Origin of the sequence: Streptomyces puniciscabiei, from assembly GCF_006715785.1 — a bacterium.
Taxonomy (GTDB): domain Bacteria; phylum Actinomycetota; class Actinomycetes; order Streptomycetales; family Streptomycetaceae; genus Streptomyces; species Streptomyces puniciscabiei.
Window position 1 is genome coordinate 316097 of record NZ_VFNX01000003.1, and the last position, 24389, is coordinate 340485.

The 24389-nt window shown below is 72.3% G+C and carries 21 protein-coding genes; 9 read left to right on the forward strand and 12 right to left on the reverse strand.

Translation table 11 applies throughout. From position 1 onward, the window contains the following. Positions 1–53: 53 nt before the first annotated feature. Genes FB563_RS37305 through FB563_RS37325 form a run of 5 tightly spaced genes read right to left on the reverse strand, consistent with a single transcriptional unit; the run spans position 54 to position 5277 of the window. The gene (locus tag FB563_RS37305; protein WP_055704405.1) at positions 54–926 is read right to left on the reverse strand and encodes a glycosyltransferase family 2 protein; all 873 of its coding nucleotides are present in this window, start codon (positions 924–926) and stop codon (positions 54–56) included. 8 nt (positions 927–934) lie between these two features. Next, positions 935–1714, reverse strand: a complete 780-nt coding sequence (locus FB563_RS37310) for a CDP-alcohol phosphatidyltransferase family protein (RefSeq protein ID WP_079048554.1) — start codon at positions 1712–1714, stop codon at positions 935–937. Then, positions 1692–2753 (reverse strand): iron-containing alcohol dehydrogenase family protein, encoded by a 1062-nt coding sequence (locus FB563_RS37315; RefSeq protein ID WP_055704403.1) that lies wholly within the window; start codon positions 2751–2753, stop codon positions 1692–1694. The genes FB563_RS37310 and FB563_RS37315 overlap by 23 nt, the downstream gene beginning before the upstream one ends. Further along, positions 2741–3493, reverse strand: a complete 753-nt coding sequence (locus tag FB563_RS37320; RefSeq protein ID WP_055704402.1) for a phosphocholine cytidylyltransferase family protein — start codon at positions 3491–3493, stop codon at positions 2741–2743. Before FB563_RS37320 ends, FB563_RS37315 begins: the two co-directional genes overlap by 13 nt. Continuing rightward, positions 3490–5277, reverse strand: coding sequence for a DUF5941 domain-containing protein (locus tag FB563_RS37325; RefSeq protein WP_055704401.1), 1788 nt, complete (start codon positions 5275–5277; stop codon positions 3490–3492). Before FB563_RS37325 ends, FB563_RS37320 begins: the two co-directional genes overlap by 4 nt. 265 nt (positions 5278–5542) lie before the next feature. On the opposite strand from FB563_RS37325, the gene galE reads away from it, so the two are divergent. The 3 genes from galE (at position 5543) to idi (ending at position 8361) form a co-directional block, all read left to right on the forward strand. Beyond that, positions 5543–6511 (forward strand): UDP-glucose 4-epimerase GalE, encoded by a 969-nt coding sequence (gene galE / locus FB563_RS37330; protein WP_055704400.1) that lies wholly within the window; start codon positions 5543–5545, stop codon positions 6509–6511. Between the two features lie 136 nt (positions 6512–6647). Next, the gene (locus tag FB563_RS37335; protein WP_055704399.1) at positions 6648–7589 is read left to right on the forward strand and encodes a cation diffusion facilitator family transporter; all 942 of its coding nucleotides are present in this window, start codon (positions 6648–6650) and stop codon (positions 7587–7589) included. Between the two features lie 178 nt (positions 7590–7767). Next, positions 7768–8361 (forward strand): isopentenyl-diphosphate Delta-isomerase, encoded by a 594-nt coding sequence (idi, locus tag FB563_RS37340; protein WP_055704398.1) that lies wholly within the window; start codon positions 7768–7770, stop codon positions 8359–8361. A gap of 102 nt (positions 8362–8463) precedes the next feature. Here the strand turns inward: idi and FB563_RS37345 are convergent, their stop codons facing one another. Both FB563_RS37345 and FB563_RS37350 read right to left on the reverse strand, forming a co-directional pair. Next, on the reverse strand, positions 8464–8958 hold the full coding sequence (locus FB563_RS37345; RefSeq protein ID WP_055704427.1) for an ATP-binding protein: 495 nt from the start codon (positions 8956–8958) through the stop codon (positions 8464–8466). A gap of 174 nt (positions 8959–9132) precedes the next feature. Then, entirely contained in the window at positions 9133–9609 is a 477-nt protein-coding gene (locus FB563_RS37350; RefSeq protein WP_055704397.1) for a hypothetical protein, read from the reverse strand. Positions 9610–9730: 121 nt separating this feature from the next. On the opposite strand from FB563_RS37350, the gene FB563_RS37355 reads away from it, so the two are divergent. Beyond that, positions 9731–10486, forward strand: coding sequence for an enoyl-CoA hydratase/isomerase family protein (locus FB563_RS37355; RefSeq protein WP_055704396.1), 756 nt, complete (start codon positions 9731–9733; stop codon positions 10484–10486). On the opposite strand, the gene FB563_RS37360 is transcribed toward FB563_RS37355, so the two are convergent. Further along, positions 10473–11108, reverse strand: a complete 636-nt coding sequence (locus FB563_RS37360) for a DJ-1/PfpI family protein (protein ID WP_055704395.1) — start codon at positions 11106–11108, stop codon at positions 10473–10475. The two genes, FB563_RS37355 and FB563_RS37360, sit on opposite strands and share 14 nt — an antisense overlap. Positions 11109–11672: 564 nt before the next feature. Continuing rightward, positions 11673–12632 (reverse strand): GlxA family transcriptional regulator, encoded by a 960-nt coding sequence (locus FB563_RS37365; protein ID WP_142219197.1) that lies wholly within the window; start codon positions 12630–12632, stop codon positions 11673–11675. A gap of 129 nt (positions 12633–12761) precedes the next feature. On the opposite strand from FB563_RS37365, the gene FB563_RS45030 reads away from it, so the two are divergent. The 3 genes from FB563_RS45030 (at position 12762) to FB563_RS37375 (ending at position 16038) form a co-directional block, all read left to right on the forward strand. Then, on the forward strand, positions 12762–12893 hold the full coding sequence (locus FB563_RS45030; RefSeq protein WP_267888669.1) for an LPFR motif small protein: 132 nt from the start codon (positions 12762–12764) through the stop codon (positions 12891–12893). A gap of 102 nt (positions 12894–12995) precedes the next feature. Then, on the forward strand, positions 12996–15383 hold the full coding sequence (locus tag FB563_RS37370; RefSeq protein WP_055709417.1) for a Tex family protein: 2388 nt from the start codon (positions 12996–12998) through the stop codon (positions 15381–15383). A gap of 85 nt (positions 15384–15468) precedes the next feature. Then, positions 15469–16038, forward strand: a complete 570-nt coding sequence (locus FB563_RS37375) for a DinB family protein (protein WP_055709418.1) — start codon at positions 15469–15471, stop codon at positions 16036–16038. On the opposite strand, the gene FB563_RS37380 is transcribed toward FB563_RS37375, so the two are convergent. Together FB563_RS37380 and FB563_RS37385 are read right to left on the reverse strand one after the other, a co-directional pair. Further along, positions 16035–17675, reverse strand: coding sequence for an ABC-F family ATP-binding cassette domain-containing protein (locus tag FB563_RS37380; RefSeq protein WP_142219198.1), 1641 nt, complete (start codon positions 17673–17675; stop codon positions 16035–16037). The two genes, FB563_RS37375 and FB563_RS37380, sit on opposite strands and share 4 nt — an antisense overlap. Before the next feature lie 933 nt (positions 17676–18608). Further along, complete coding sequence (locus FB563_RS37385) at positions 18609–19640, reverse strand: hypothetical protein (protein WP_055710224.1); 1032 nt, start codon at positions 19638–19640, stop codon at positions 18609–18611. Between the two features lie 101 nt (positions 19641–19741). On the opposite strand from FB563_RS37385, the gene FB563_RS37390 reads away from it, so the two are divergent. Continuing rightward, entirely contained in the window at positions 19742–20656 is a 915-nt protein-coding gene (locus tag FB563_RS37390) for an FAD-dependent oxidoreductase (RefSeq protein WP_055710226.1), read from the forward strand. A gap of 46 nt (positions 20657–20702) precedes the next feature. Here FB563_RS37390 and FB563_RS37395 read toward each other — a convergent pair whose 3' ends face one another. Then, positions 20703–22682 carry a Xaa-Pro dipeptidyl-peptidase gene (locus FB563_RS37395; RefSeq protein ID WP_055710225.1) on the reverse strand — a complete coding sequence of 660 codons (1980 nt, stop codon included), beginning with the start codon at positions 22680–22682 and terminating at the stop codon, positions 20703–20705. 198 nt (positions 22683–22880) lie between these two features. On the opposite strand from FB563_RS37395, the gene FB563_RS37400 reads away from it, so the two are divergent. Continuing rightward, entirely contained in the window at positions 22881–24383 is a 1503-nt protein-coding gene (locus FB563_RS37400) for a M1 family metallopeptidase (RefSeq protein WP_055710223.1), read from the forward strand. Positions 24384–24389: the final 6 nt, after the last annotated feature.

Consider the following 24389-nt stretch of genomic DNA (forward strand, 5'->3'; position numbering starts at 1 on the left):
AAATCCGGACTCTCTGGTAAGAAGCTTGCTCTCTTCGGGTAAGAGCTAGCTTCTCAGATCACCGGGGGCCGGCCCAGCCGGGTCAGCCGCCACACCGTGCGCCAGCGCATCGGACGGCGGGGACCGCACGGAGTGGTCCAGCCCTCCCTGAACCCTCCGAACCAGGCCTTGAGGGCCGGGCGGGAGGGGCGGCGCAGCAGCGTGAGCAGCATCCAGACCCCGAGGTAGACGGGGACCAGCGGCGCGGGGAGGTTGCGGCGGGCCAGCCACACCCGGTTGCGGGCGACCATGCGGTGGTAGACCGCGTGCCGCGAGGGAGCGGTCGTCGGGTGGTACAGCACCATGTCCGACCGGTAGTCGATCATCCAGCCGGCGTCGAGGGCCCGCCAGGCCAGGTCGGTCTCCTCATGGGCGTAGAAGAACTCGTCCGGCAGCCCGCCGACCTCGGCGAACACCCGGGTGCGGACGGCGTTGGCGCCGCCCAGGAAGGTGGTGACCCGCGAGGAGCGCATCGGATCCGAGGCACGCAGCCGGGGCACGTGGCGGCGCTGGGTCTCGCCGGTCTCCGGGTCGGCGATGCGGAAGCTGATGATGCCGAGCTCCGGGTCCGCGGCGAAGGCCTCGCGGCACAGCTCGGCGGTGTCGTGGCGGGCGAGCAGCCCGTCGTCGTCGAGGAAGAGCAATATGTCGACATCCCGGCCGCTGGGCCCGAAGGCCTCTGTGCCGACGTTGCGGCCGCCGGGGATGCCGAGGTTCTCCGGCAGCTCGATCGTCCGCACGCCCTCGGGCACGTCCGGGACCGGTGAGCCGTTGCCGACGACGACCACCTCGACCCGGTCGCCGTCCTGCTTGGCGACCGAGTCGAGCAGGGCCCGCAGCTCCTCGGGCCGGTTGCCCATGGTGATGATGACGGCACCGACCCGCATGCCCGTGCTCACTTCAGCCTGCTGGAGGCGAGGATGGACACCAGGTGCAGCAGGGTCTGCAGCAGGGCGATGCCGGCCAGCACCGCGACCCCCAGCCGGGAGAAGAACAGGTCGCCGCGCACCTGGTCGGCGATCGCCAGGACCAGGATGAGCAGCGACGCCTCGATGCCGAGGATCAGCCGGTGGAACTTCAGCATGGCGGCGGCCTTGCGGGCCAGCGCCATGCCGGAGGAGCGCATCTCGGACGCCGACTCCTGCACCGGCGGCTTGCCGGCCTGGTGACGGGCGACGCCGACCAGGTCGGTCTCGGCCTTGATGAGGATGGCGCCGAGCGCGGCGAGCGTGCCGAGGAAGGCCCACAGCCAGTCGATACGGCCCCCGCCCCACAGGTCGGCGGCGCGCAGGCCGAAGCCGGTGAGCACCGCGGCGTCGGTGAGATAGGCGCCGACCCGGTCCAGGTAGACGCCGTTCAGCGAGTACTGCTTCTTCCAGCGCGCGATCTCGCCGTCGACGCAGTCCAGCAGCAGATACATCTGGACGCAGACCACGCCGAGCACGGCGCCCCAGATCCCCGGCACGAGAAGTGCCGGGGCCGCGAGCACGCCGAAGACGGTCATCAGGTACGTGAGCTGGTTGGGCGTGACCCTGGTGCCCACCAGATAGCGGTCGACCCGCAGGGACACCTCGCGCATGTAGAGGCGCCCCATCCAGTGCTCACCGCTGCGCCGGTCCTTCACCCCCGCGGGGTGGACGACCGGACGGAGTTCAGCTACCGATGGCCTTGACATAGTCGGCGTAGATGTCCTTGATCTGGTTCGTCTTGAGGTCGAGGTGTTCGATGATCGTGTAGCGGCCGGGGCGGGTCTCCGGGGCGAACTCCACCGCCCGCACGAACTCGTCCACGGTGAAGCCGATCTCCTCCGGCAGCACCGGAAGCCCGTGGCGGCGCAGCACCTCGGCCATGTGCGCCGACTCCTCGTGCGCTCCGCGCAGGTACATCGCGAAGGCCGCGCCCAGGCCGCACTGCTCGCCGTGGGCGGCCGCGCGCTTCGGGTAGAGCAGGTCGAAGGCGTGGTTGATCTCGTGGCAGGCGCCGGAGGACGGGCGGGAGTCGCCCGACACGGACATGGCGATACCGGTGAGGACCAGGGCCTCGGCCAGCACCTGCAGGAAGCCGTCGTCACCGACGCCGCCCGGGTGCCGGAGCACCGCCTCCCCGGCCTGCCGGGCCATGGCGGCGGCGAGGCCGTCGATCTTCTCGCCGTTGACACGGTTGGCCAGCTCCCAGTCCGCGACCGCGGAGATGTTGGAGATGGCGTCACCGATGCCGGAGCGCACGAAACGGACGGGGGCCTCACGGATCACGTTGAGGTCGATGACCACCGCGATCGGGTTCGGCACGCCGTACGAGCCACGACCCGCGTCGTTGTCGAGAGTCGCCACGGGCGAGCACAGACCGTCGTGCGCGAGGTTGGTGGCGACGGCGACCAGCGGCAGGCCGACACGGGCCGCCGCGAACTTCGCACAGTCGATGATCTTGCCGCCGCCGAGGCCCACGACCGCGTCGTAGTGGCCGGCCTTGATGTCGCTCGCCAGCCGGACCGCGTCGTCGATGGTGCCGCCGCCGACCTCGAACCAGGCGGCGCCGGGCAGCGTGGGAGCGACGCGCTCGCGCAGCCGGGCGCCCGAACCGCCGCTGACGGCGATGGCGAGCCGGCCGGACTGCGAGATGCGCTCGTCGGCGAGGACACCGGCCAGGTCGTCCAGGGCACCCGCGCGGATGTCCACCACGACCGGCGAGGGAATCAGCCGGGTCAGTACTGGCACGCGATCTCCCGGCCCTTGGCGAGGTCGTCGTGGTTGTCGATCTCGACCCAGCTGACGTCGCCGATCGGCGCCACGTCGATCCGGAAGCCGCGGTTGACCAGTTCCTGGTACCCGTGCTCGTAGAACTGCTGCGGGTCGGTCTCCCAGACCGTCTTCAGCGCGTCGGCCAGCTCGGGGGCGGCGTCGCCCTCGATCAGGGTGACGCCGATGTACTCGCCGGTCGCCTCGGCCGGGTCCATCAGCTTGGTGATCTTCGTCATGCCCTGCTCGGGGTCGACGACGACCTTCATCTCCTCGTCCGCGAGGGACTTCACGGTGTCCAGCGCGAGGATGATCTTCTTACCTTCGCCGCGGGCCGCGAGCAGCGTCTTCTCGACGGAGACCGGGTGGACGGTGTCGCCGTTGGCGAGGATCACGCCGTCCTTGAGGGCGTCACGGCCGCACCACAGGGAGTAGGCGTTGTTCCACTCCTCGGCCTTGTCGTTGTCGATGAGGGTGAGCTTGAGGCCGTACTTCTGCTCCAGGGCCGCCTTGCGCTCGTACACGGCCTCCTTGCGGTAGCCGACGATGATCGCGACCTCGGTCAGGCCGACCTCGGCGAAGTTCGCGAGGGTGAGGTCCAGCACGGTCGGTTCGCCCTCTATGCCCGCGGGCCCCACCGGCACCAGCGCCTTGGGCAGGGTGTCGGTGTAGGGGCGCAGACGCCGTCCGGCGCCGGCCGCCAGCACAAGGCCGATCATGCGGGTTCTCCTTCGTCGTGTACGGCGGGCGCCCCAGCGGACACCCAGAAGCGGATGCTCTCGACGAGCACCACGAGGGCGACGGCCACGGCGAGGACCGTGAGCGCGACCGTGAACTGCGCGGCGGTGAGCACCGCGGCCAGGAGGGTGACGAGCAGCGTCCGCCCCTCGTGCCCCCCGATGGAGCGCACCAGCCAGGCCGGAGGCGCTCCGGCGTTGCCGCGGATGCGGTACACCGTGTCGTAGTGATGGTAGGCGACGGCGGCCACCAGCCCGAAAGCCGCCGGAAGCGCTCCGTTTACCCCCGCCTTACCCGCGAGCGCGAGGACGGTGCCGTACTCGGCGGCCCGGAAGAGGGGCGGGACCAGCCAGTCGAGGGCGCCCTTGAGGGGGCGGTACAGCGCCTGACCGGAGGTGACGGCGTAGACGACGGCACCCGCCACGGGGGCCCAGGTCACGCCGGAGAAGAGGGACACGGCGAGGATGGCGGTACCGGCGAGCGCCACCAGGAACGGGGAGCCGAGGCGGGCGGGCGTGGAGCGGGCCACGAGGGAGGCGGCCGGGCCGTTGTCGGCAAGGTCCGCGAGCGCCTGGGCCGCCCGGTCGGTGCGCCGGGCCTTGCGGGTCAGGGAGCGCAGCACGCGTCCGGCCGTGGTGTAGGTCGCCGCGAAGGCGCAGCCGATGAGCAGCGCGTAGAAGGTGATCCGCGGGGTGGTGGCCGCGGTGAGGATCGCGATCATCGCCCAGCGTTCGCCGATGGGCAGCACGATCATCCGCCGCACCCACACCGTCCAGCCGACGCTGTCGAGCTTGTCGGAGAGGGCGGCGGTGGGGCTGGTGTTGGCGGTGGCGTCGTGGTTGGCCTCGTTGAAGGAGAAGTCGACCACGTGCCGGCAGGTCTGCAGGACCATCGCGCCGAGGGCGAGGGCCCACACGTCGTCGCCGCCCCGGGCCGCTCCGAGGGCGAGACCGGCGTAGTAGGCGTACTCCTTGGCCCGGTCGAAGGTGGCGTCGAGCCAGGCGCCGAGGGTGGAGTACTTCAGGGCGTAGCGGGCGAGCTGCCCGTCGGTGCAGTCCAGCACGAAGGAGGCGATCAGCAGCACACCGGCCGCGACGAAACCGGCGCGGGTGCCGGTGGCCGCGCAGCCCGCCGCTATCAGGGCGGTGAGCAGCGAGGCCGTGGTGACCTGGTTCGGGGTCAGGCCATGGCGGGCGCACCAGCGGGCCAGGTAGCGGGAGTAAGGGCTGATGAAGAACGTGGTGAAGAAGCCGTCGCGGGACTTCACCGCCGACTTCAGGCGTACGGCCTCGTCGTCGACGGCGGCGACGGCCTGCCGCGCCTCGTTGCGGGCCTGCGGGTCGGCGGGCACGGCGGCGACCAGGCTGCCCAGCTCCGGCCGGTGCACCTCGCAGCCGTCGGCGTCGAGGGCGGTGACGACACGGTCGGCGAGGCTGTCCACGGCGAGCGCGGTGCCGCCGCCGGCCGAGGTCTCGCGGGCCACGGCCCCGGTCAGCGCCTGCCGGGCGGGCCACTGGGCGGTGACGGCGCCGGGGACCGCGGAGAGCGGGAAGCGCGGGTCGGTCAGGCCGAGGCGCAGCGCGTGGGCGTGGCCGACGAAGCGGGCGTCGACCAGGGCCACGCGCTCGCCGGCGGGTGCGGCGGCGAGCAGGGCCTCGGCCTCGGCGGCGTCCACTGCCACCCGGACGTCGAAGCCGAGGGACCGCAGATCGTTCTCGAGTGACGATCCGGGGACCGGCTGACCGGTGACGATGGCGGTCGACAACCGAACTCACTCCCTGGGTGCCGGCGCGCGGGCGCCGGTCTCTTACGTGATGGGGCGCCCTGCCAGCGGCACCCGGGCGGCATGTCGGCAGAGGCTATCGGATGGGCGGGAGCCCGTGTTCACCGGCCGTTCACGGCCCGGCCCACGGAGGCTGCCCGGGCCTTTGCCGCGATCATCATCGGTGATCCGGGGCCCGCCCCACAAACCGCCGGACGCAGATCCGGGCAACCGGGACACCTGAGCGGTCCCCATAGGCTGAACAACCATGACATGGCTGATCACCGGCGGAGCCGGATACATCGGGGCGCATGTGGCACGGGCCATGGCCGGTGCCGGGGAGAGCGTCGTGGCGCTGGACGACCTGTCGGCGGCGGTGCCCGCGCGGCTCCCCGCTCACGTCCCGCTCGTCCGGGGCTCGACGCTGGACGGGGACCTGCTGAAGCGGGTCCTCGCCGAGTACGGCGTCACGGGCGTCGTCCACCTCGCGGCACGCAAACAGGTGGCCGAGTCGGTGGCCCGGCCCACCTGGTACTACCGGGAGAACGTCGGCGGCCTGGCCACCCTGCTGGACGCGGTGGCCGAGGCCGGGATCGGCCGCCTGGTGTTCTCCTCCTCCGCGGCGGTGTACGGCAACCCGGACGCGGACCTGATCACCGAGGACACCCCGTGCGCGCCGGTGAACCCGTACGGCGAGACCAAGCTGGCCGGTGAGTGGCTGGTGCGGGCGGCCGGAAAGGCGCACGGGATCTCCACGGTGTGCCTGCGCTATTTCAACGTGGCGGGCGCGGCGGCACCGGAACTCGCCGACACGGGTGTGTTCAACATCGTGCCGATGGTCTTCGACCGGCTCACCCGGGACGAGGCCCCGCGGATCTTCGGAGACGACTATCCGACGCCGGACGGCACCTGTATCCGGGACTACATCCATGTGGCCGACCTCGCCGAGGCCCACCTCGCGGCGGCGCGGCGGCTCGCCGACGCGGACCCGTCCGGCGATCTGACCCTGAACATCGGGCGGGGCGAGGGCGTCTCGGTCCGCGAGCTGATCAGGGTGATCGGGGAGGTCACCGGGGACCGCAGGGAGCCGGTGGTTCAGGCGCGCCGGCCGGGGGACGCGCCGCGCGCGGTCGCCTCCGCCGAGCGGGCCGCCGAACAGCTGGGCTGGCGGGCCGGGCGCGGGGTGCGCGAGATGGTGGAGTCGGCCTGGCGGGGCTGGCGGCTGCACCACGGGTGAGAAACCGTACCCACCCTGACCTGCGGAACGTTTCCGCAGGTCAGGGCACATGACAACGGTGTTCAGTGCCGCGTTGCCCCATACCCCCCACCCGTAGTTCACTGGGGTGCCGGACGGACAGGGAAGGACGGATCTCATGGGGGCAGGGCACGACCACGGGCACGCGCACAGCCATGCGCCGGCCACGGGTACGGCCGCGGCAGCGTACCGGGGCCGGCTGCGGATCGCGCTGTGCATCACGCTGACGATCATGGTGGTGGAGATCGCCGGCGGCCTGCTCGCGGACTCGCTGGCGCTGATCGCGGACGCGGCGCACATGGCGACCGACGCGGTGGGCCTCGGCATGGCGCTGCTCGCGATCCACTTCGCGAACCGCCCGCCGAGCACCAACCGCACCTTCGGGTACGCCCGCGCCGAGATCCTCGCCGCCCTGGCCAACTGTGTGCTGCTGCTCGGGGTCGGCGGATACGTCCTGTACGAGGCCCTCCAGCGGTTCGTGACGCCCGCGGAGACCCGGGGCGGACTGATGGTCGTGTTCGGTCTGATCGGCCTGGTCGCGAACTCGATCTCGCTGACGCTGCTCATGCGCGGGCAGAAGGAGAGCCTGAACGTGCGCGGCGCCTTCCTGGAGGTCGCCGCGGACGCGCTGGGCTCGTTCGCGGTGCTGGTCTCGGCGCTGGTGATCCTGAGCACCGGCTGGCAGGGCGCCGACCCGGTCGCCTCGCTGGTCATCGGCGTGATGATCGTGCCGAGGACGCTGAAGCTGCTGCGCGAGACGCTGGACGTGCTGCTGGAGGCGGCCCCGAAGGGCGTCGACATGGGCGAGGTACGGGCGCACATCCTGGCGCTGGACGGCGTGGAGGACGTACACGACCTGCACGCGTGGACGATCACCTCCGGCATGCCGGTGCTGTCGGCGCACGTGGTGGTCAGCTCGGACGTGCTCAGCGCCGTCGGCCACGAGAAGCTGCTGCACGAGCTGCAGGGCTGCCTCGGCGACCACTTCGACGTGGAGCACTGCACCTTCCAGCTGGAGCCGAGCGGGCACGCGGCGCACGAGGCCCGGCTGTGCCACTGACGATGCGCACGCATGTTCGACACCCGTCGCGGGCGGTTCCCTGATCCACGGACCGGGCACGATGATCTACCGGGTCCGCCTTCCGGTGCCGCGCCGCGCGCGGACGTGCGGGGAAGTGCCGGGAGTGCCGGATTCGTACGGCAGACTTGGGGTGCGAAGACCGAGGCGAAGGATGGGTATGCCGATCACACCTGCCACCGCGACGCACAGCTCGTCGAACGGCACCGCAGAGGCGATTTTGCTGGAACTGGTCGACGAGAAGGGTGTGACGATCGGCACGGCGGAGAAGCTCGCCGCCCATCAGCCGCCGGGACAGCTGCACCGCGCGTTCTCGGTGTTCCTCTTCGACGAACAGGGCCGGCTGCTGCTCCAGCAGCGGGCGCTCGGCAAATACCACTCCCCCGGTGTGTGGTCCAACACCTGCTGCGGCCACCCGTACCCGGGCGAGGCGCCGTTCGCCGCCGCGGCACGGCGCACCTTCGAGGAGCTCGGCGTGTCCCCCTCGCTGCTGGCGGAGGCGGGCACGGTCCGCTACAACCACCCGGACCCGGCCTCCGGCCTGGTGGAGCAGGAGTACAACCACCTGTTCGTCGGCCTGGTGCAGGCGCCGCTCGCGCCGGACCCGGAGGAGATCGCCCAGACCGCCTTCGTGACCGCGGCCGAGCTGGCCGAGCGGCATGCGCGCGACCCCTTCTCGGCCTGGTTCATGACCGTCCTGGACGCGGCCCGTCCGGCGGTCCGGGAGCTGACGGGCCCGTCCGCGGGCTGGTGACGGTTCTGCCGCGGACACGCGCCTGCGGCAGGGCAGGCCCGCGGAGCGGCTGTGCGACAGGCCCGCGGACCGGCTGTGCGACAGGGGCGCGGGCCCCGCGTGCTACGGCAGCGTCGTGGGCTTGAGCGGCAGGGCGGCCCAGATCACCTTGCCGCCGCTCGCGGTGTGCTCCACGTCGACCATGCCGCCCGCCTCCCGCGCCACCTCGCGGACCAGCAGCAGCCCGCGGCCACCGGTCTGGCCGTGGTCGGCCTCCAGGGCGGTCGGGCGGTAGGGGTGGTTGTCCTCCACGGACACCCGCACCCACTCGGCTCCGACGGCGACCTCCACGGCCAGCATCGGCGACAGCAGCGCCGCGTGCCGGACCGCGTTGGTGACCAGCTCGGAGACGATCAGCAGCAGGCCGTACACCAGCTCGTCGGAGACCGGCACGCCCTGGCGCAGCAGCAGGTCCCGTACGGCGTGCCGGGCCTGCGGGACCGAGGCGTCCACAGCAGCGGCGGTGAACCGCCAGACGCCTTCGTACGGCAGTGGATCGGGCGGCCGCTCGGCGCCCCCCGCTGGGCGCGGGCCGTCCCCGCGCCCGTGGTTGTCCATCGTCCGGTCGCCACCCTCGCGCTCGATTGTCACCACACGTCGAGTGTTGGTAACGCGCCGCTCCGACCCGGGGGACTGAACACAAGTCAGCGGGTATCGAGCGCTTTGTGACCGAGTGCGTATGACACGGTCACGTGTGGGACTGTTCCTGTCGCCCGGACGCCGGATCGCGAACTACTCGGGTCGTGCCGGTCCGGGCTGCTCCTGCTCGGAGACGAGTCCGACGATACGGCGCCCGCCGTAGCCGGTGGCCACGAGGCCGAGGCCGTCGAAGAGCAGGGCGAGCGAGAAGAAGGCACCGATGACGTATTGACCGCTGCTCGGCCAGGAGCCGAGGACCAGGATGCCGAGCAGCAGGTCGAAGGCGCCGAGCAGGGTCCAGCCCAGCTGCGGTCCGCGCACGACCAGGCCGCCGACCAGCCTGAAGAAGCCCGCGGTGAGGAACAGCAGCGCGGCGAACATGGTCGGCGCGGCGGCCGCGGCGTGCGGCAGGCGGATGACGACGATGCCGACCGCGATGTTCAGGGCGGCCGCGGTGTGGACGGGTCCGACGATCCCGGCGAGCACGAGGAGCACACCGAGCACGGCGAGCCGGCTGAAGCCGGGGTGGAGTTTGGTCGCGCTGCCGCTGTGCGTGCCGGCCCTGGCCATCGCGACCTTCCAGGTCCCCGCCGCCCATCCCCTTTTTTCCTCTTTATGCGAATTTCCCAACGCCCCGCCTCTGCCGACCCGCGCTCTCCGTACCGCTCGGACCCCCCGATACGATCCGCGCATGGAGCCCCAGCTGTCGCACCGCGTCGAAGGCGCTGTCGCCACCGTCGTCATCCGCAACCCGGCCAAGCGCAACGCCATGACCGCCGCGATGTGGCGGGCCCTGCCGCCGCTGCTGGACGAGTTGGCGCGCGACCCCGGTGTGCGGGCGCTGGTGCTCACCGGCGAGGGCGGCACCTTCTGCGCGGGGGCGGACATCAGCACCCTCCAGGGCTCTCCCGAGGAGGCACAGCGACTCGCCGTGGCCGCCGAGGAGGCGCTCGCCGCGTTCCCCAAGCCGACCGTGGCCGCTGTGCGCGGACACTGCGTGGGCGGCGGGGCACAGCTCGCCGCGGCCTGCGATCTGCGGCTGGCCGAGGAGGGCGCTCTGTTCGGGGTGACTCCGGCGCGGCTCGGCATCGTGTATCCGGCCTCCTCGACCCGCCGGCTGCTCTCGCTGGTGGGTCCGGCCACCGCCAAGTACCTGCTGTTCACGGCCGAGTTGATCGACACCGGGCGGGCGCTCGCCGCCGGGCTGGTGGACGAGGTGCTGCCGGAGGGCGAACTGGCCAAGCGGGTCGCCGAGTTGGCCCGGATCCTGGTCTCCCGCTCGCAGCTCACCCAAGCCGCCGCGAAGGAGTTCGCGGGCGGCCGTACCGACCGGGACGCCCACTGGGCGCAGGCGGCCCGCGGCAACCCCGACACCGCGGAAGGGGTCGCCGCGTTCCTGGAGCGCCGGCAGCCGCGCTTCACGTGGACCGTGGCTACGTCAGACTGAACCGGCCGCCGGTGCGCAGCTCCTCGACGAGGTGCGCGGGTGCCTTGTCCGGGGAACCGGCGTCGTAGGGCGGCTGGGGGTCGTACTCGGTCAGCAGCTGGACGGCCTGGGCGTGTTCGTGGCCCGCGATCCGGCCGGTCAGGGTGAGCGCCATGTCGATGCCGGAGGAGACCCCCGCGGCCGTGACGTACTTGCCGTCGGTGACGACCCGGTCGCCGGTGGGTTCCGCGCCGAACTCCTTCAGCAGGTCCAGGGCGGCCCAGTGGCTGGTCGCGCGGCGGTCGCGCAGCAGCCCCGCGGCGGCGAGCAGCAGCGAGCCGGAGCAGACCGAGGTCGTCCAGGTGCTCGTCGCGTCGGCCGCGCGCAGCCAGTCCAGCAGCGCCGGGTTCTTCAGCTGGGCGATGGTGCCGGGTCCTCCCGAGACGACCAGCAGGTCGGGGCTGCGCACCTCGGATAGGGCCTTGTCGGCGGTGACGGCCAGAGCTCCCGTGTCGGTGCGGACGGGACCGGTGCGCTCGGCGACGATCACGGTCTCGGCACCGGGGAGCCGGGAGAGGATCTCGTACGGGCCGACGGCGTCGAGGGCGGTGAACCGGTCGTAGACGACGATGGCGATCTGCATGGTGTGTCCCTTCGGTGATCGGAGCGGCGTCGCCCGGCGAGTCCCGGCGATTCCCGGCGGGCGACAGCGGGGCGGAAGCCGTGACGAGGGCTGACGGGGTTCAGTGGGCGCGGCGGCGCACGCCGGGGGCGGGGGTGAGCGCGGGGGCGGACTGTCCGGGGCGATGGAGGCCTCGGCGGGGCGAGGGCTGTAGCGAGCCTTCGTGGCGAGCCTCCGTGGCGAAGCGGACGGGCGAGCGCGGGGGCGGAGCTTCAGGAGCGGACCTTGGCCGGATAGGGGGCGAGATCGGTCGGTGGCCGGGCGTCAGTGGACGGTCACTGCAGTCGGCCGGGCGGCCGGGGGGCGTGAGCACTCACGATCGTCGGCGGCCGGGAACCAGCCGGCACCCACGAAGCAGCACCAGCGGCCGGGGTGAGTCGGCAATCACCGTCAGGGCACCAGCGCCCGGGATCAGCCGGCAACCACGGTCAGGAGCACCGGCGGCCGGCGATCCGTCGGCAACCACGGTCAGGGCACCAGCGGCCAGGGATCCGTCAGCAATCACGACGGTCGGCGGCGGCCGGCTCAGTGGGCCATGGCCGGGCGGAAGCGGCGGCGGTACTCGGCCGGGGCAGTGCCGAGGGTTCTGGTGAAGGCGCGGCGCATGGCCTCGGGGGTGCCGTAGCCGCTGGCGCGGGCGACCTCCTCGATGTTGTCGGTGGTGTCCTCCAGCAGGCGGCGGGCGTGTTCCAGGCGGACCCGGTCGACGTAACGGCCGGGGGTCATGCCGGTCTCCTCCCGGAAGGCGCGCGCGAAGTGGCGCGGTGAAAGCCGGGCGCGGGCGGCGAGCGCGTCCACCGTCAGATCGCCCGCCGGGTGCTCGGTGATCCAGCGCTGGACCTCGCGCAGCGGGTCGCGCCGCGCGGTCTGCGCGGCGAGCTGGGCGCTGAACTGGGCCTGGTTGCCGGGCCGGCGCAGGAAGACCACGAGGTGCCGGGCGACGGCCAGCGCGACGTCCCGGTCCAGGTCCTCCTCGACCAGGGCGAGGGCCAGGTCGATGCCGGAGGTCACCCCGGCCGAGGTGGCGACGTGGCCGTCCCGGACGTAGATGGGCTCCGGATCCACGGCGACCGCCGGGTGGTCGCGGGCGAGCTTGTCGCAGTGGGCCCAGTGGGTCGTCGCCCGCCGGCCGTCGAGGAGACCGGCGGCGGCGAGCAGGATGGCGCCGGTGCACACCGAGACCAGACGCGGGACGCGCGGCCCCCGCTCACGCAGCCAGTCGACCAGCCGCGGGTCGGCACGGCGCGTGCCCTCTCCGCCGGGCACCAGCAGGGTGTGCGGGTCGGCGGCAGCGGTGAGCGCCCGGTCCGGTACGAGGGTCAGGCCGCTGGAGGTGCGCACCGGCCCGCCGTCCAGGGAGGCGGTACCGACCCGGTACGTGCCCGGCGTGTGCTTCTCGGCGCCCGCGAACACCTCGAGCGGCCCGGTGACGTCGAGGCTCTGGACGCCGTCGAAGAGGACGAAGAGGAGCGTTCGCTGCGGCATGTCCTCGATTCTTCGCCGCGCCGCGCATGGCCGCAATGACGTGTTTCCCACCTTTTCCGCCATGGCCGGTGCATGGAGCCAAAGGGGTGAGGTACCCGGAGCCACGTCGAGCGAAGGGAGGAGATTTCCGTGATCGGTGCCATCGCAGACGTACTGCGCCAGGTCGGCGGGGCCGTCGCCACGGTGGTCACGCTGCCGTTCCGGGCCGTGGCCCGGCTGTTCGGCGGGGCGTCGTCCAGCACAGGTGGGAGCCGGGCCTGAGAAACGGCCCGGCGGCCCGCCGGGGGCCGCCCTGATCCCCGGTTGTCGGTGTCACCTGCCACAATTGCCGCGCAACCTCAGTGGAGAAGGCGGTACGGGATCGTGACGACACCCGGGTCCATCGAAGCAGGATCCATCGAAGGCAGGATCGCCGAGGAGCTCGGCGTACGGGAGCGGCAGGTGAAGGCCGCGGTGGAACTGCTCGACGGCGGTTCGACCGTGCCCTTCATCGCCCGCTACCGCAAGGAAGCGACCGAGATGCTCGACGACGCGCAGCTGCGCACGATCGAGGAGCGGCTGCGCTATCTGCGGGAGCTGGAGGAGCGGCGGACCGCGATCCTGGACTCGGTGCGCGAGCAGGGCAAGCTGACCGAGGAGCTGGAGGCCCGCATTCGCGGCGCCGAGACCAAGGCGCGGCTGGAGGACATCTACCTCCCGTACAAGCCCAAGCGGCGCACCAAGGCGCAGATCGCGCGCGAGGCGGGCCTGGAGCCGCTCGCCGAGGGCCTGCTGGGCGATCCCACGGTGGAGCCGCTGGCGGCCGCCGCCGCGTTCGTGGACGCCGACAAGGGCGTCCCCGACCCGCAGGCCGCCCTTGACGGCGCGCGGGCGATCCTCACCGAGCGGTTCTCGGAGGACGCCGACCTGATCGGCGAGCTGCGCGAGCGGATGTGGGTGCGCGGCCGGCTGGCCGCCAAGGTGCGGGAGGGCAAGGAGGAGGCGGGCGCGAAGTTCGCCGACTACTTCGACTTCGCCGAGCCGTTCACCGAGCTGCCCTCGCACCGGATCCTGGCGATGCTGCGCGGCGAGAAGGAGGAGGTCCTGGACCTCGTCCTGGAGCCGGAGGAGGCGACGGATGGCCCGTCCTCGTACGAGGGCATCGTCGCGCACCGGTTCGGGATCGCCGACCGGGGCCGCCCCGGCGACAAGTGGCTGATGGACACGGTCCGCTGGGCCTGGCGCACCCGCATCCTCGTCCACCTCGGCATCGACCTGCGCCTCCGGCTGCGCACGGCCGCCGAGGACGAGGCGGTGAACGTCTTCGCGGCGAACCTGCGTGACCTGCTGCTGGCCGCCCCGGCCGGCACCCGCGCGACGCTGGGCCTGGACCCCGGTTTCCGTACGGGTGTGAAGGTCGCCGTGGTCGACGCGACCGGCAAGGTCGTCGCCACGGACGTGATCTACCCGCACGTCCCCGCGAACAAGTGGGACGAGGCGATCGCCAAGCTGGCACGGCTCGCCAAGGAGCACGCGGTCGAACTGGTCGCGATCGGCAACGGCACGGCGTCCCGCGAGACGGACAAGCTCGCCGGTGAACTCATCGCCAGACACCCGGAGTTGAAGCTCACCAAGGTGATGGTGTCCGAGGCGGGCGCGTCGGTGTACTCAGCCTCGCAGTACGCCTCGCAGGAACTGCCGGACATGGACGTGTCGCTGCGCGGCGCCGTCTCCATCGCCCGCCGCCTGCAGGACCCGCTGGCCGAGCTGGTGAAGATCGACCCGAAGTCCATCGGCGTGGGGCAGTACCAGCACGACCTGTCCGAGGTGAAGCTGTCCCGCTCGCTGGACGCGGTGGTCGAGGACTGTGTGAACGGCGTCGGCGTGGACGTCAACACCGCGTCCGTGCCGCTGCTCTCGCGGGTCTCGGGCATCTCCTCCGGTCTCGCCGAGAACATCGTGGCGCACCGGGACGCCAACGGCCCCTTCAAGTCCCGCGCCGAGCTGAAGAAGGTGGCGCGGCTCGGCCCGAAGGCGTACGAGCAGTGCGCGGGCTTCCTGCGCATCCGCGGCGGCGACGACCCGCTGGACGCCTCCAGCGTGCACCCGGAGGCCTACCCGGTGGTCCGCCGCATGGTGAAGACGACGGGCCAGGAGGTGGCCTCGCTCATCGGCAACACGGGCGTGCTGCGCTCCCTGCGGCCCGCCGACTTCGTGGACGACACGTTCGGCCTGCCGACCGTGACGGACATCCTGAAGGAGCTGGAGAAGCCGGGCCGCGACCCGCGTCCCGCGTTCAGGACGGCCACGTTCAAGGAGGGCGTGGAGAAGATCTCCGACCTCTCCGCCGGGATGATCCTGGAGGGCGTGGTGACGAACGTGGCCGCGTTCGGCGCGTTCGTGGACGTCGGCGTCCACCAGGACGGCCTCGTCCATGTCTCCGCGATGTCCAGGACGTTCGTCAAGGACCCGCGTGATGTCGCCAAGCCCGGTGACATCGTCAAGGTGAAGGTCCTCGACGTCGACATCCCGCGCAAGCGGATCGCGCTGACCCTGCGTCTGGACGACGAGGCCGCACCGCAGTCACAGGGCGGCGGCCGGCAGCAGCGCGGTGGCGGTCCCCGGCCGCCCCAGCAGCGGCAGGGCGGCGGCCAGGGCCGACGCGAGGGCCGCGGTGCCGACCGGGGCGGCCGCCAGGCACCGGCCCCGGCCAACAGCGCGATGGCGGACGCGCTGCGGCGGGCGGGTCTGCTGGATCCGAAGAAACGGTGACCTCACGGGGCCGGAGCCACGCGGCTCCGGCCCCCGGCGGAAAATTCAGCGGACCGCTGGTCACCGGACCGGCAGACTTGCTCCCATGACCGATCCCAAGGACGACCTCCGGGTGTATCTCCAGGACGCCCGCGACGTACTGCTGTGGAAGCTGGACGGCCTGCCGGAGTACGACATCCGGCGCCCCCTGACCCCCACCGGCACGAACCTGCTGGGACTGGTCAAGCACCTGGCCGGCGCGGAGGCGCTGTACTTCGGCACGGCGTTCGACCGCCCCTTCGCCGGTACGCCCCTGTGGATCACCGGCGACGCCGAGCCGGACGCGGACCTGTGGGCGCGGGCCGACGAGACCCGCGAGGACATCGTCGGCCTGTACCGACGGGCCTGTGCCCACTCCGACGAGACGATCGCGGCGCTCCCTCTCGACGCGGTCGGCCGGATACCGGGCGCGCCGAAGGAGACGACCCTGCACCGGATCCTGACCCACATGATCGCCGAGACGCAACGGCACGCCGGACACGCCGACGTCGTGCGGGAGTTGATCGACGGGGCGGTGGGCCAGCGGCCGGACGGGCTCAATGTCGCACCGCACGACCCCGAGCACGTGGGCCGGGTCGAGCGGGCGGCGAAGGAGGCCGCCGCCCGCTGGAGCTAACGCTCCGTCACCTTCCCGTCCGCCACCTCCAGCCGCCGGGTCACCCGGACCGCGTCCAGCATGCGGCGGTCGTGGGTGACCAGCAGCAGAGTGCCCTCGTAGGAGTCGAGGGCCTGCTCCAGTTGCTCGATGGCGGGCAGGTCGAGGTGGTTCGTGGGCTCGTCCAGGACGAGGAGGTTCACTCCCCGGCCCTGAAGCAAGGCCAGGGCGGCGCGGGTGCGTTCGCCCGGGGAGAGGGTCGCGGCCGGGCGCAGGACGTGGTCGGACTTCAGGCCGAACTTGGCGAGCAGGGTGCGGACCTCGACCGGCTCGGTGTCGGGGACGGCCGCGCAGAAGGCGTCGAGCAGGGTCTCGGGGCCGTGGAAGAGCCCCCGGGCCTGGTCGACCTCGCCGACCAGGACCCCCGAGCCGAGCGCCGCATGCCCCGAGTCGAGCGGGACACGGCCGAGCAGCGCGCCCAGCAGGGTGGACTTGCCGGCGCCGTTGGCCCCGGTGACCGCGACCCGGTCCGCCCAGTCGATCTGCAGGGACACCGGGCCGAAGGTGTATCCGCCGCGCCGCACCTCGGCGTCCCGCAGCGTCGCCACGACCGCGCCGGAGCGCGGGGCGGCGGCGATCTCCATGCGCAGGTCCCACTCCTTGCGGGGCTCCTCGACCACCTCCAGGCGCTCGATCATGCGCTGGGTCTGCCGCGCCTTGGCCGCCTGCTTCTCGCTGGCCTCGCTGCGGAACTTGCGGCCGATCTTGTCGTTGTCGTTGCCGGCCTTGCGGCGGGCGTTCTTCACACCCTTGTCCATCCAGGCCCGCTGCATCTGCGCGCGGTCCTGGAGAGCGGCCTTCTTGTCGGCGTACTCCTCGTAGTCCTCGCGCGCGTGCCGGCGGGCCACGTCGCGTTCCTCCAGGTAGGCCTCGTACCCGCCGCCGTAGAGGTTGATCTGCTGTTGCGCCAGGTCGAGTTCGAGGACCTTGGTGACCGTACGGGTGAGGAACTCGCGGTCGTGGCTGACGACGACCGTGCCGGCGCGCAGGCCGCCGACGAAGCGTTCCAGGCGCTCCAGGCCGTCTAGGTCGAGGTCGTTGGTGGGCTCGTCCAGCAGGAAGACCTCGTAGCGGGACAGAAGGAGCGAGGCGAGACCGGCGCGGGCCGCCTGGCCGCCGGACAGCGAGGTCATCGGCTGGTCGAGGTCCACGGCGAGACCGAGCGAGTCGGCGATGTCCTCCGCGCGCTCCTCCAGATCGGCGCCGCCGAGGCCGAGCCAGCGCTCCAGGGCGGTCGCGTAGGCGTCGTCGGCACCGGGGGCTCCGTCCACGAGCGCCTGAGTGGCCTCGTCCATGACCCGCTGGGCCTCGGCGACACCCGTCCGACGCGCCAGGAAGTCCCGCACGGTCTCCCCCGGCCTGCGCTCCGGCTCCTGCGGCAGATGACCGACGGTCGCGGTCGGCGGGGACAGCCTGAGCTCGCCCTGTTCCGGCGCAGTGAGTCCGGCGAGCAGCTTCAGCAGGGTGGACTTGCCCGCGCCGTTGGCACCGACGAGACCGATCACGTCACCGGGCGCGACGACGAGGTCCAGCCCGGAGAAGAGGGAACGGTCGCCGTGCCCGGCGGCGAGGTTCTTGGCGACGAGGGTGGCAGTCATCAGGACGCCGATCCTAATGGGCCCGGCGCCCGCGTCTCAGCCGCGTTCCCCGTGGCCCGCAGCAGAGTCTCGGCCCCGCCTGCCACCGGCACCTGCGCACCGCGGCCCCTAGCCGGTTTCCGCCGGTGACCCCACGCCACGTCTCAGCCTCGCTTCCCAGCGGTCCGCTCCCGCACGCCAGCCACCGCTTCACGATGGACCGCTCCCGCCCGTCACCCCTTCCCGGCGGCCCGTCCCCGCCCTCAGCCCCCTTCCCGGCGGCCCGTCCCCCTCAGCCCCCTTCCCAGCCTCGCCCCCGCAGCCCAGCCCCCATCTCCCCGCCGACCACCGCCATGCCTCACCCCCGCTCCCAGCGAGCCACGACCGCCCCTCACCCCGCTCCCAGCTACCCAGGACCGCCCCTCAGCCCCCCGCTCACGATGGACCACCCGCCCCGCAGCCCGCTTCCCACCGCTCCGCCCCCGCAGCCCAGTCCTCGTCTTCCAGCCGACCACTGCAGTGCCTCAGCCCCGCTCCCAGCGGCACACCGCCCCGTGAGCCCCCGCTTCACGACGAACCACTCCCGCCCTTCAGCCCCCCGCTCACGATGGACCACCCGCCCCTCAGCCCACCGCTCACGATGGACCACCCGCCCCGCAGCCCGCTTCCCACCGCCCCGCCGCCGCAGCCCAGTCCCCGTCTTCCAGCCAATCACTGCCATGCCTCACCCCCGCTCCCAGCGAGCCACGACCGCCCCCCAGCCCCCCGCTTCACGACGGACCACTCCCGCCCCTCAGCCCCCGCTTCACGACGAACCACTCCCGCCCCTCAGCCCCCGCTTCCCAGCGCCCGCCCCGCCGCCGCCCCTCGGCCCATGCCGCCCCTCGGCCCATGCCGCTCGGTGGCCCACCCCCGTGCCCGAGCCTCCGTCTCCTGCCGCACGTGCCCCGCACGTCAAAGCCGTTTTCCGCCGGTGACCGGTGCCGCGAGCACGCCTCCCGTCGTGCGGGCGACGACGTACGCCTCCCCCTTGACCGCCTTCGGGTCCAGCGGGACGCGGTGCCGGCCGGGCTCCAGGATGCCGTCGAACACCTCGCGGGCGTGGGTGCGGTAGAGCCGGTCGAGGCGATAGGCGGTGATCCGTACCCGGCACGCCGAGGTCACCTCGACGTCCGCGGTGCTGCCGGCCACGGTCAGCCCCACGAGCCGGCGCTGCGGGAGCGGGCTGCGGTCGAGGGCGTGCTCGATCTGGGCGACCAGCAGCGGCACGATCGGGGCCAGGCCGTCCACGCGGGCGATGTCGACCCCGGCGTGCTCGAAGGCCTCCACCACGGCGGCTCGTTCCTCCTCGCCGACCGCGCGGCCGAAGGCGACCGCGCCGTAGTCGCGCAGTTCCTCGGCCGGGACGGCCCGGGCGTCCTGGGTGATGTCGGCGCCGATGCCGATGGTGCGCAGCGCGGCCGCCAGCTTGGCCAGGACCGCGACCCGGGCGCCGATCAGCAGAACGCGCCGGCGGGGTGCGGCGGAGCCCCCCACCAGGGCACCCAGTGCGGCGCGGTAGTCGGCGCCGCGGAAGCGGAACGGCCCTATGCCGTGGTAGCCGTTGAGCTCCAGGTCGGCGCGCTCGTCCGTCTGCCAGGCGAAGTCCCGCCAGATGTAGTCCTCGCCGTCGCGCTCGATGACGGCGGTGACCGCCCCGCACGCCAGGTCCGCACACTCGGGGCAGCCGTAGATGACGAACCGGCCGTCCGGAAGCGGCGGTTCGTCCTCCAGGAGCAGTGCGCGCACCTGCGCGGTGAAGATGGCGGGCGGGACGTCCGAGGCGAGCGGGGAGACGGCGTCCAGGTCGGACAGCCGGAACAGCAGCGGACGGCCGTCCACGACGAAGTCCACGAAGTCGCGGTGGACCTGGTAGCCGCCGTCGGCGAGCACGCCGCCGGCGCGGATGGCCGGTGCCAGGTCGAAGGTCGCGTATGCGGCAGACATGCTGTGAGTATCCCCACACCGGCACGGATGTGAGCGCGGCATGACAGAGTCGTCCGGACAGGGCCTATCGTCCTGGCGTGGACAGCGAGCCGAGTGACGAAGTGATCGTGGTCGGGAGCGGGGTCGCCGGGCTGACGACGGCCGTGGTCCTGGCGGAGTCGGGGCGCCGGGTACGGGTGTGGGCGCGGGGGCCCGCCGAGCGTACGACCTCGGCCGTCGCCGGCGGCCTGTGGTGGCCGTACCGCATCGAACCCGAGCCGCTGGTGGGTGCGTGGGCGCTCGCCTCCCTGGCCGTGTACGAGGAGTTCGCGCACCGGCCGGACGAGACGGGCGTACGCCTGGTCGACGGTGTACACCGGGGGACCCGGCTGGACGAACTGGGCGCCTGGGCGGGCGGGGTGGCGGGGCTGCGGACGGCGGCCGACGGTCTCGCCGCCCGGCTGCCGGTGATCGACATGCCGGTGCATCTGGCGTGGCTGCGCGAGCGGCTCGCGAAGGCGGGAGGCGTGATCGAGCCGCGCGAGGTGACCGACCTGGCCTCGGTGCCGGCGCAGGTCGTGGTCAACTGCACCGGCCTGGGCGCGCGTTCGCTGGTACCGGACCCGGCCGTGCGACCGGTGCGCGGGCAGCTGGTGGTCGTGGCGAACCCGGGGATCAGGACCTGGTTCACCTCCGTCGGCCACTCCTCCACCACCTCCACGTACGTCATCCCGCAGCCGGGTGGTCTGCTGCTCGGCGGTACGGCGGAGGAGGACGACTGGTCGCTGGAGCCGGACCCGGCCACCGCCGCGGCGATCGTCGCCCGGTGCGCGGCGATCCGGCCGGAGATCGCGCAGGCACGGGTGCTGGCCCACCGGGTCGGACTGCGGCCGGCCAGGCACGCGGTACGACTCGAACGGCAGCCGCTGCCCGACGGCCGGGTACTGGTGCACAACTACGGCCATGGCGGGGCCGGGATCACGGTGGCGTGGGGGTGTGCGCGGGAGGCGGCCGGGTTGGCGTTCCCGGCCGCCTGACCGTACTGCGGCGCCCCGTTCAGGCCGCCCCTCGGCGCGCCTCCGGTCAGTCGAACGGGATGTGCCGGTACACGCCCGGTCCGCGGACGCCGTGCAGAATCACCGGCGCGGGAGTCGCCACCGTGCTGCCGGCCGTCGCCCGGGCGAACTCCGACGCGCCGCCGACCAGCGGAAGGCTCGCCGTCGTACCGGACAGACCGACCGTCACGGTCGGCTTCGTGGACGGTGGGTCGATCAGGTCCTTGTCCGTGCCCGCGATGATCAGCGCCAGCCGGTGCCCCTTGGGGACGACATGGTCGGTCGCCGCCAGACGGAGCGTCATCGTGTACGCCTTGCCCGGGGTGAGCGGGACACCCTTGCCGAGCGAGGCGTAGTGGCCCAGGTCGGCCCAGCCACGGCTGAACACGGTGTAGTCCACCTTGGCCGTCCTGGCCGCGGTCTCCTTGAAGCACGCGCTGTCGCCGGCCGTGCTCGCGCCCCAGCAGGTGCGCTGGGTGAGGGTGGTGATGCCCTCGCCGCCGTCGGCGTAGTCGCGGATGGTGTCCGGGCCGAGGTCGACCAGGACGGCGGAGAGGTGGGCCGAGGTGGTGGTCGGTGTCGCGGTCACCGTCACCGTGGACGAGCCCGACAGGCGCAGGTCGCGGGTGAGCGGCGCGGTGAGGAAGCCGGCCTTCTCCGGGGTCGGCGTGGTGAGGCGGGCCGCCCAGTCGGTCTCGCTGAGCTTCGGGGCGTCGGTGAAGGTCTCGGTGCCGGTGGCCGGGTGCAGGCCGAGCGTGCCGACTCCGGCCTGGGTGCCGGGGGCGGGGTGCAGGACGGTGGTGCGGGTGGTCTGCGGGGGCCAGACGCGTGAGGTGACCCACTGGTCGGGGTGGCGTTCGATGTCGGCCATCGGCTCGCGGTCGATGCCGTTGTCGTAGCCGAGGAGTTCATGGTCGAACCAGCGGTGCAGGGTGTCCACCCAGGCGCCGCGCCGGTAGTCGAAGGGGTCGACGTGTCCGGTCTGGGACAGCCAGATCTTGCGCTTCACGCCGTGCTTGGCCAGCGCGTCCCACCACTGGCCGAAGTGCTTGGTGCGGACGTTGAGGTCCTGCATGCCGTGCACCAGGAACACGCTGGCGCGCACCTTGGCCGCGTCCTTGACGTAGTCGCGCTCGGTCCACAGCGGGGTCCAGTCGCCGCTGCGCGGGCTGCCGTCGGCGAGTTTCCTCTGGACGGCGGCGCAGTGGGCGTGCGCCGCGTCGCTCTCGACGTAGCCGGCGAGCTGGTCGGGGCCGCCGTCGTACAGCGGGGCGCCCTGCGCGAAGTAGTAGTCGTACCAGGAGGAGATGCCGCTGATCGGGACGATGGTCTCCAGGCCCTTGACGCCGGTGGCGGCGACACCGTTGGCGATGGTGCCGTCCCAGCTCTTGCCGATCATTCCGGTCCGGCCGTTGGTCCAGGTGGCTGTGACGGTCTTCGTGCCGGTCCGGGTCGTGTACGCCTCGGCGCGGCCGTTCAGCCAGTCGACGACGGCCTTCGCGGACCGGATGTCGGAGCGGCCGCCGACGTCGACGCAGCCGTCGGAGCGATTGGTGCCGGCGAGGTCGACGCCGACGAACGCGTAGCCGCGGGGCACGAAGTAGTTGTCGTAGAAGAGCGGCATCTGGACGACGTGGCCCTGCGGGTCGTACGTCTTGAGCTGGCTCTCGTTGCCGCGTCCGCAGCAGGAGTAGTAGGGGCTGGCGTCCATGATGACGGGCACCTTGCGGCCCTGGCGGGCGGGTTCGGCGGGCCGGACGATGTCGGCGGCGACACGGTCGGTGTGGCCGTCGCCGTCCTCGTCGAGCCCCGTGTCCACCCATACGGACTCGCGCACGGCATGGGCGTAGGAGTACACGGGCCGGCTCTCGCGCGGGGGCCGGCCCGCGCCGGCGGCGGCCTGTGCGGCGGACGGGGTGAGGAAGGCGGCCGTCAGGATGGCGACGACCGCGGTCGCGAGCGCTCTGCAGATCGTGAAGCGCGTGCGGATGAGGGTGCGAATCGGCATGCGCGGACGGTACTCCGGTGAACTCCCGTACATAAGAGCGATTCAGGGCCGTTCCTGGGTACGTGACGGCCGAATGGCGATCGTGTGACAGCAGGGGCCATGGACAGGTCAGGGGCCACAGGGACTGAATAGGCTCCGAACAGCGTTCACCGACGTACTTTCCGAACGGACTTGCAGTCCCGACGACTTGGAGCTGACGTGCACCGCAGAATCATCGCGCCGGGCGCACTCGCGGCGGCCTCCCTCCTGCTGGCGATCCCGGCATCGGCCGCGAGCTTCACCCCCGGCGCGCCGGGCATCGGCGACCCCTACTACCCGTACTACGGCAACGGCGGCTACGACGTCTCCCACTACGACCTGAGGCTGCAGTACCAGCCGAAGACGGACGAGTTGCAGGGCACGGCGACGATCCTGGCGAGGACCACCCAGGACCTGTCCAGCTTCGACCTGGACTTCCTGCTGGACGTGAGCGAGGTGCGGGTCAACGGCGCGAAGACCGCCTTCACCACCTCGGGGCAGCACGAGCTGGTCATCACGCCGAAGACGCCGTTGGCCAAGGGCACGCCGATCACCGTGGTGGTCCGCTACAGCGGGGTGCCGTCTACGAAGACCGCCTACGGCTTCAACACCTGGCACCGCACCCCCGACGGCGCGGTCGCGGCCGACGAGCCCGAGGCCGCCTGGTGGTGGTTCCCGAGCAACGACCACCCGAGTGACAAGGCCACCTACGACGTGTCGGTGGCCGTGCCGGACGGCACCCAGGCCATCTCCAACGGCACGCTCCAGTCGACCGCTTCGAAGCTGGGCTGGACCCGCTACACCTGGCGGCAGAACAAGCCGCAGGCGACGTATCTGGCCACTCTCGCCATCGGAAAGTTCGACATCACCACGAGCACCTCCGACGGCGGGGTGCCGGTCATCAACGCCTACAGCAAGGACCTCGGCGACAACGACGGGGCCGCGCGTGCGAGCGTGGAACGCACCGGGGAGATCGTGGACTGGCTGAGCGGCTACTTCGGGCCGTATCCGTTCAGCACGGCCGGCGGGTATGTCCCGAACACCACCACCGGGTACGCGCTGGAGACCCAGACCCGCGTCTACTACAGCCCGAAACAGTTCGCGAACGGCTCCAACACCTCGGTGGTCGTGCACGAGCTGGCCCACCAGTGGTACGGCGACGACGTGTCGCTGAAGGGCTGGAAGGACATCTGGATCAACGAGGGCTTCGCCCGGTACGCGCAGTGGCTGTGGTCGGAGCACGAGGGCGAGGGCACCACGCAGGAACTCGCCGACTACGTGTACGCCTCCCATCCGGCCGACGACGCGTTCTGGACGGTCAAGCCCGGCGACCCGGGACCGGACGACCAGTTCGACATCGCCGTGTACGACCGTGGCGCGCTCGCCATCCAGGCGCTGCGCAACGAGATCGGTGACGACGCGTTCTTCCGCATCCTGAAGGGCTGGCCGCAGGAGCACGCGTACGGCAACGCCTCGGTGGCCGACTTCCAGAGGTACGCCGAGCAGGTGTCCGGCAAGCCGCTGGCCTCGCTGTTCGACACCTGGCTGTTCCAGCCGTCCAAGCCGGCCGCACCCGCGGCGCGCGCCGCGTCGCCGGCGAAGGCGGGCACGGCGGTGGCCCGGCCGAAGTCGTGGAAGAAGATCGAGGCGACGAACAACATCCACGACGCGCACGCGCACTGATCCCCG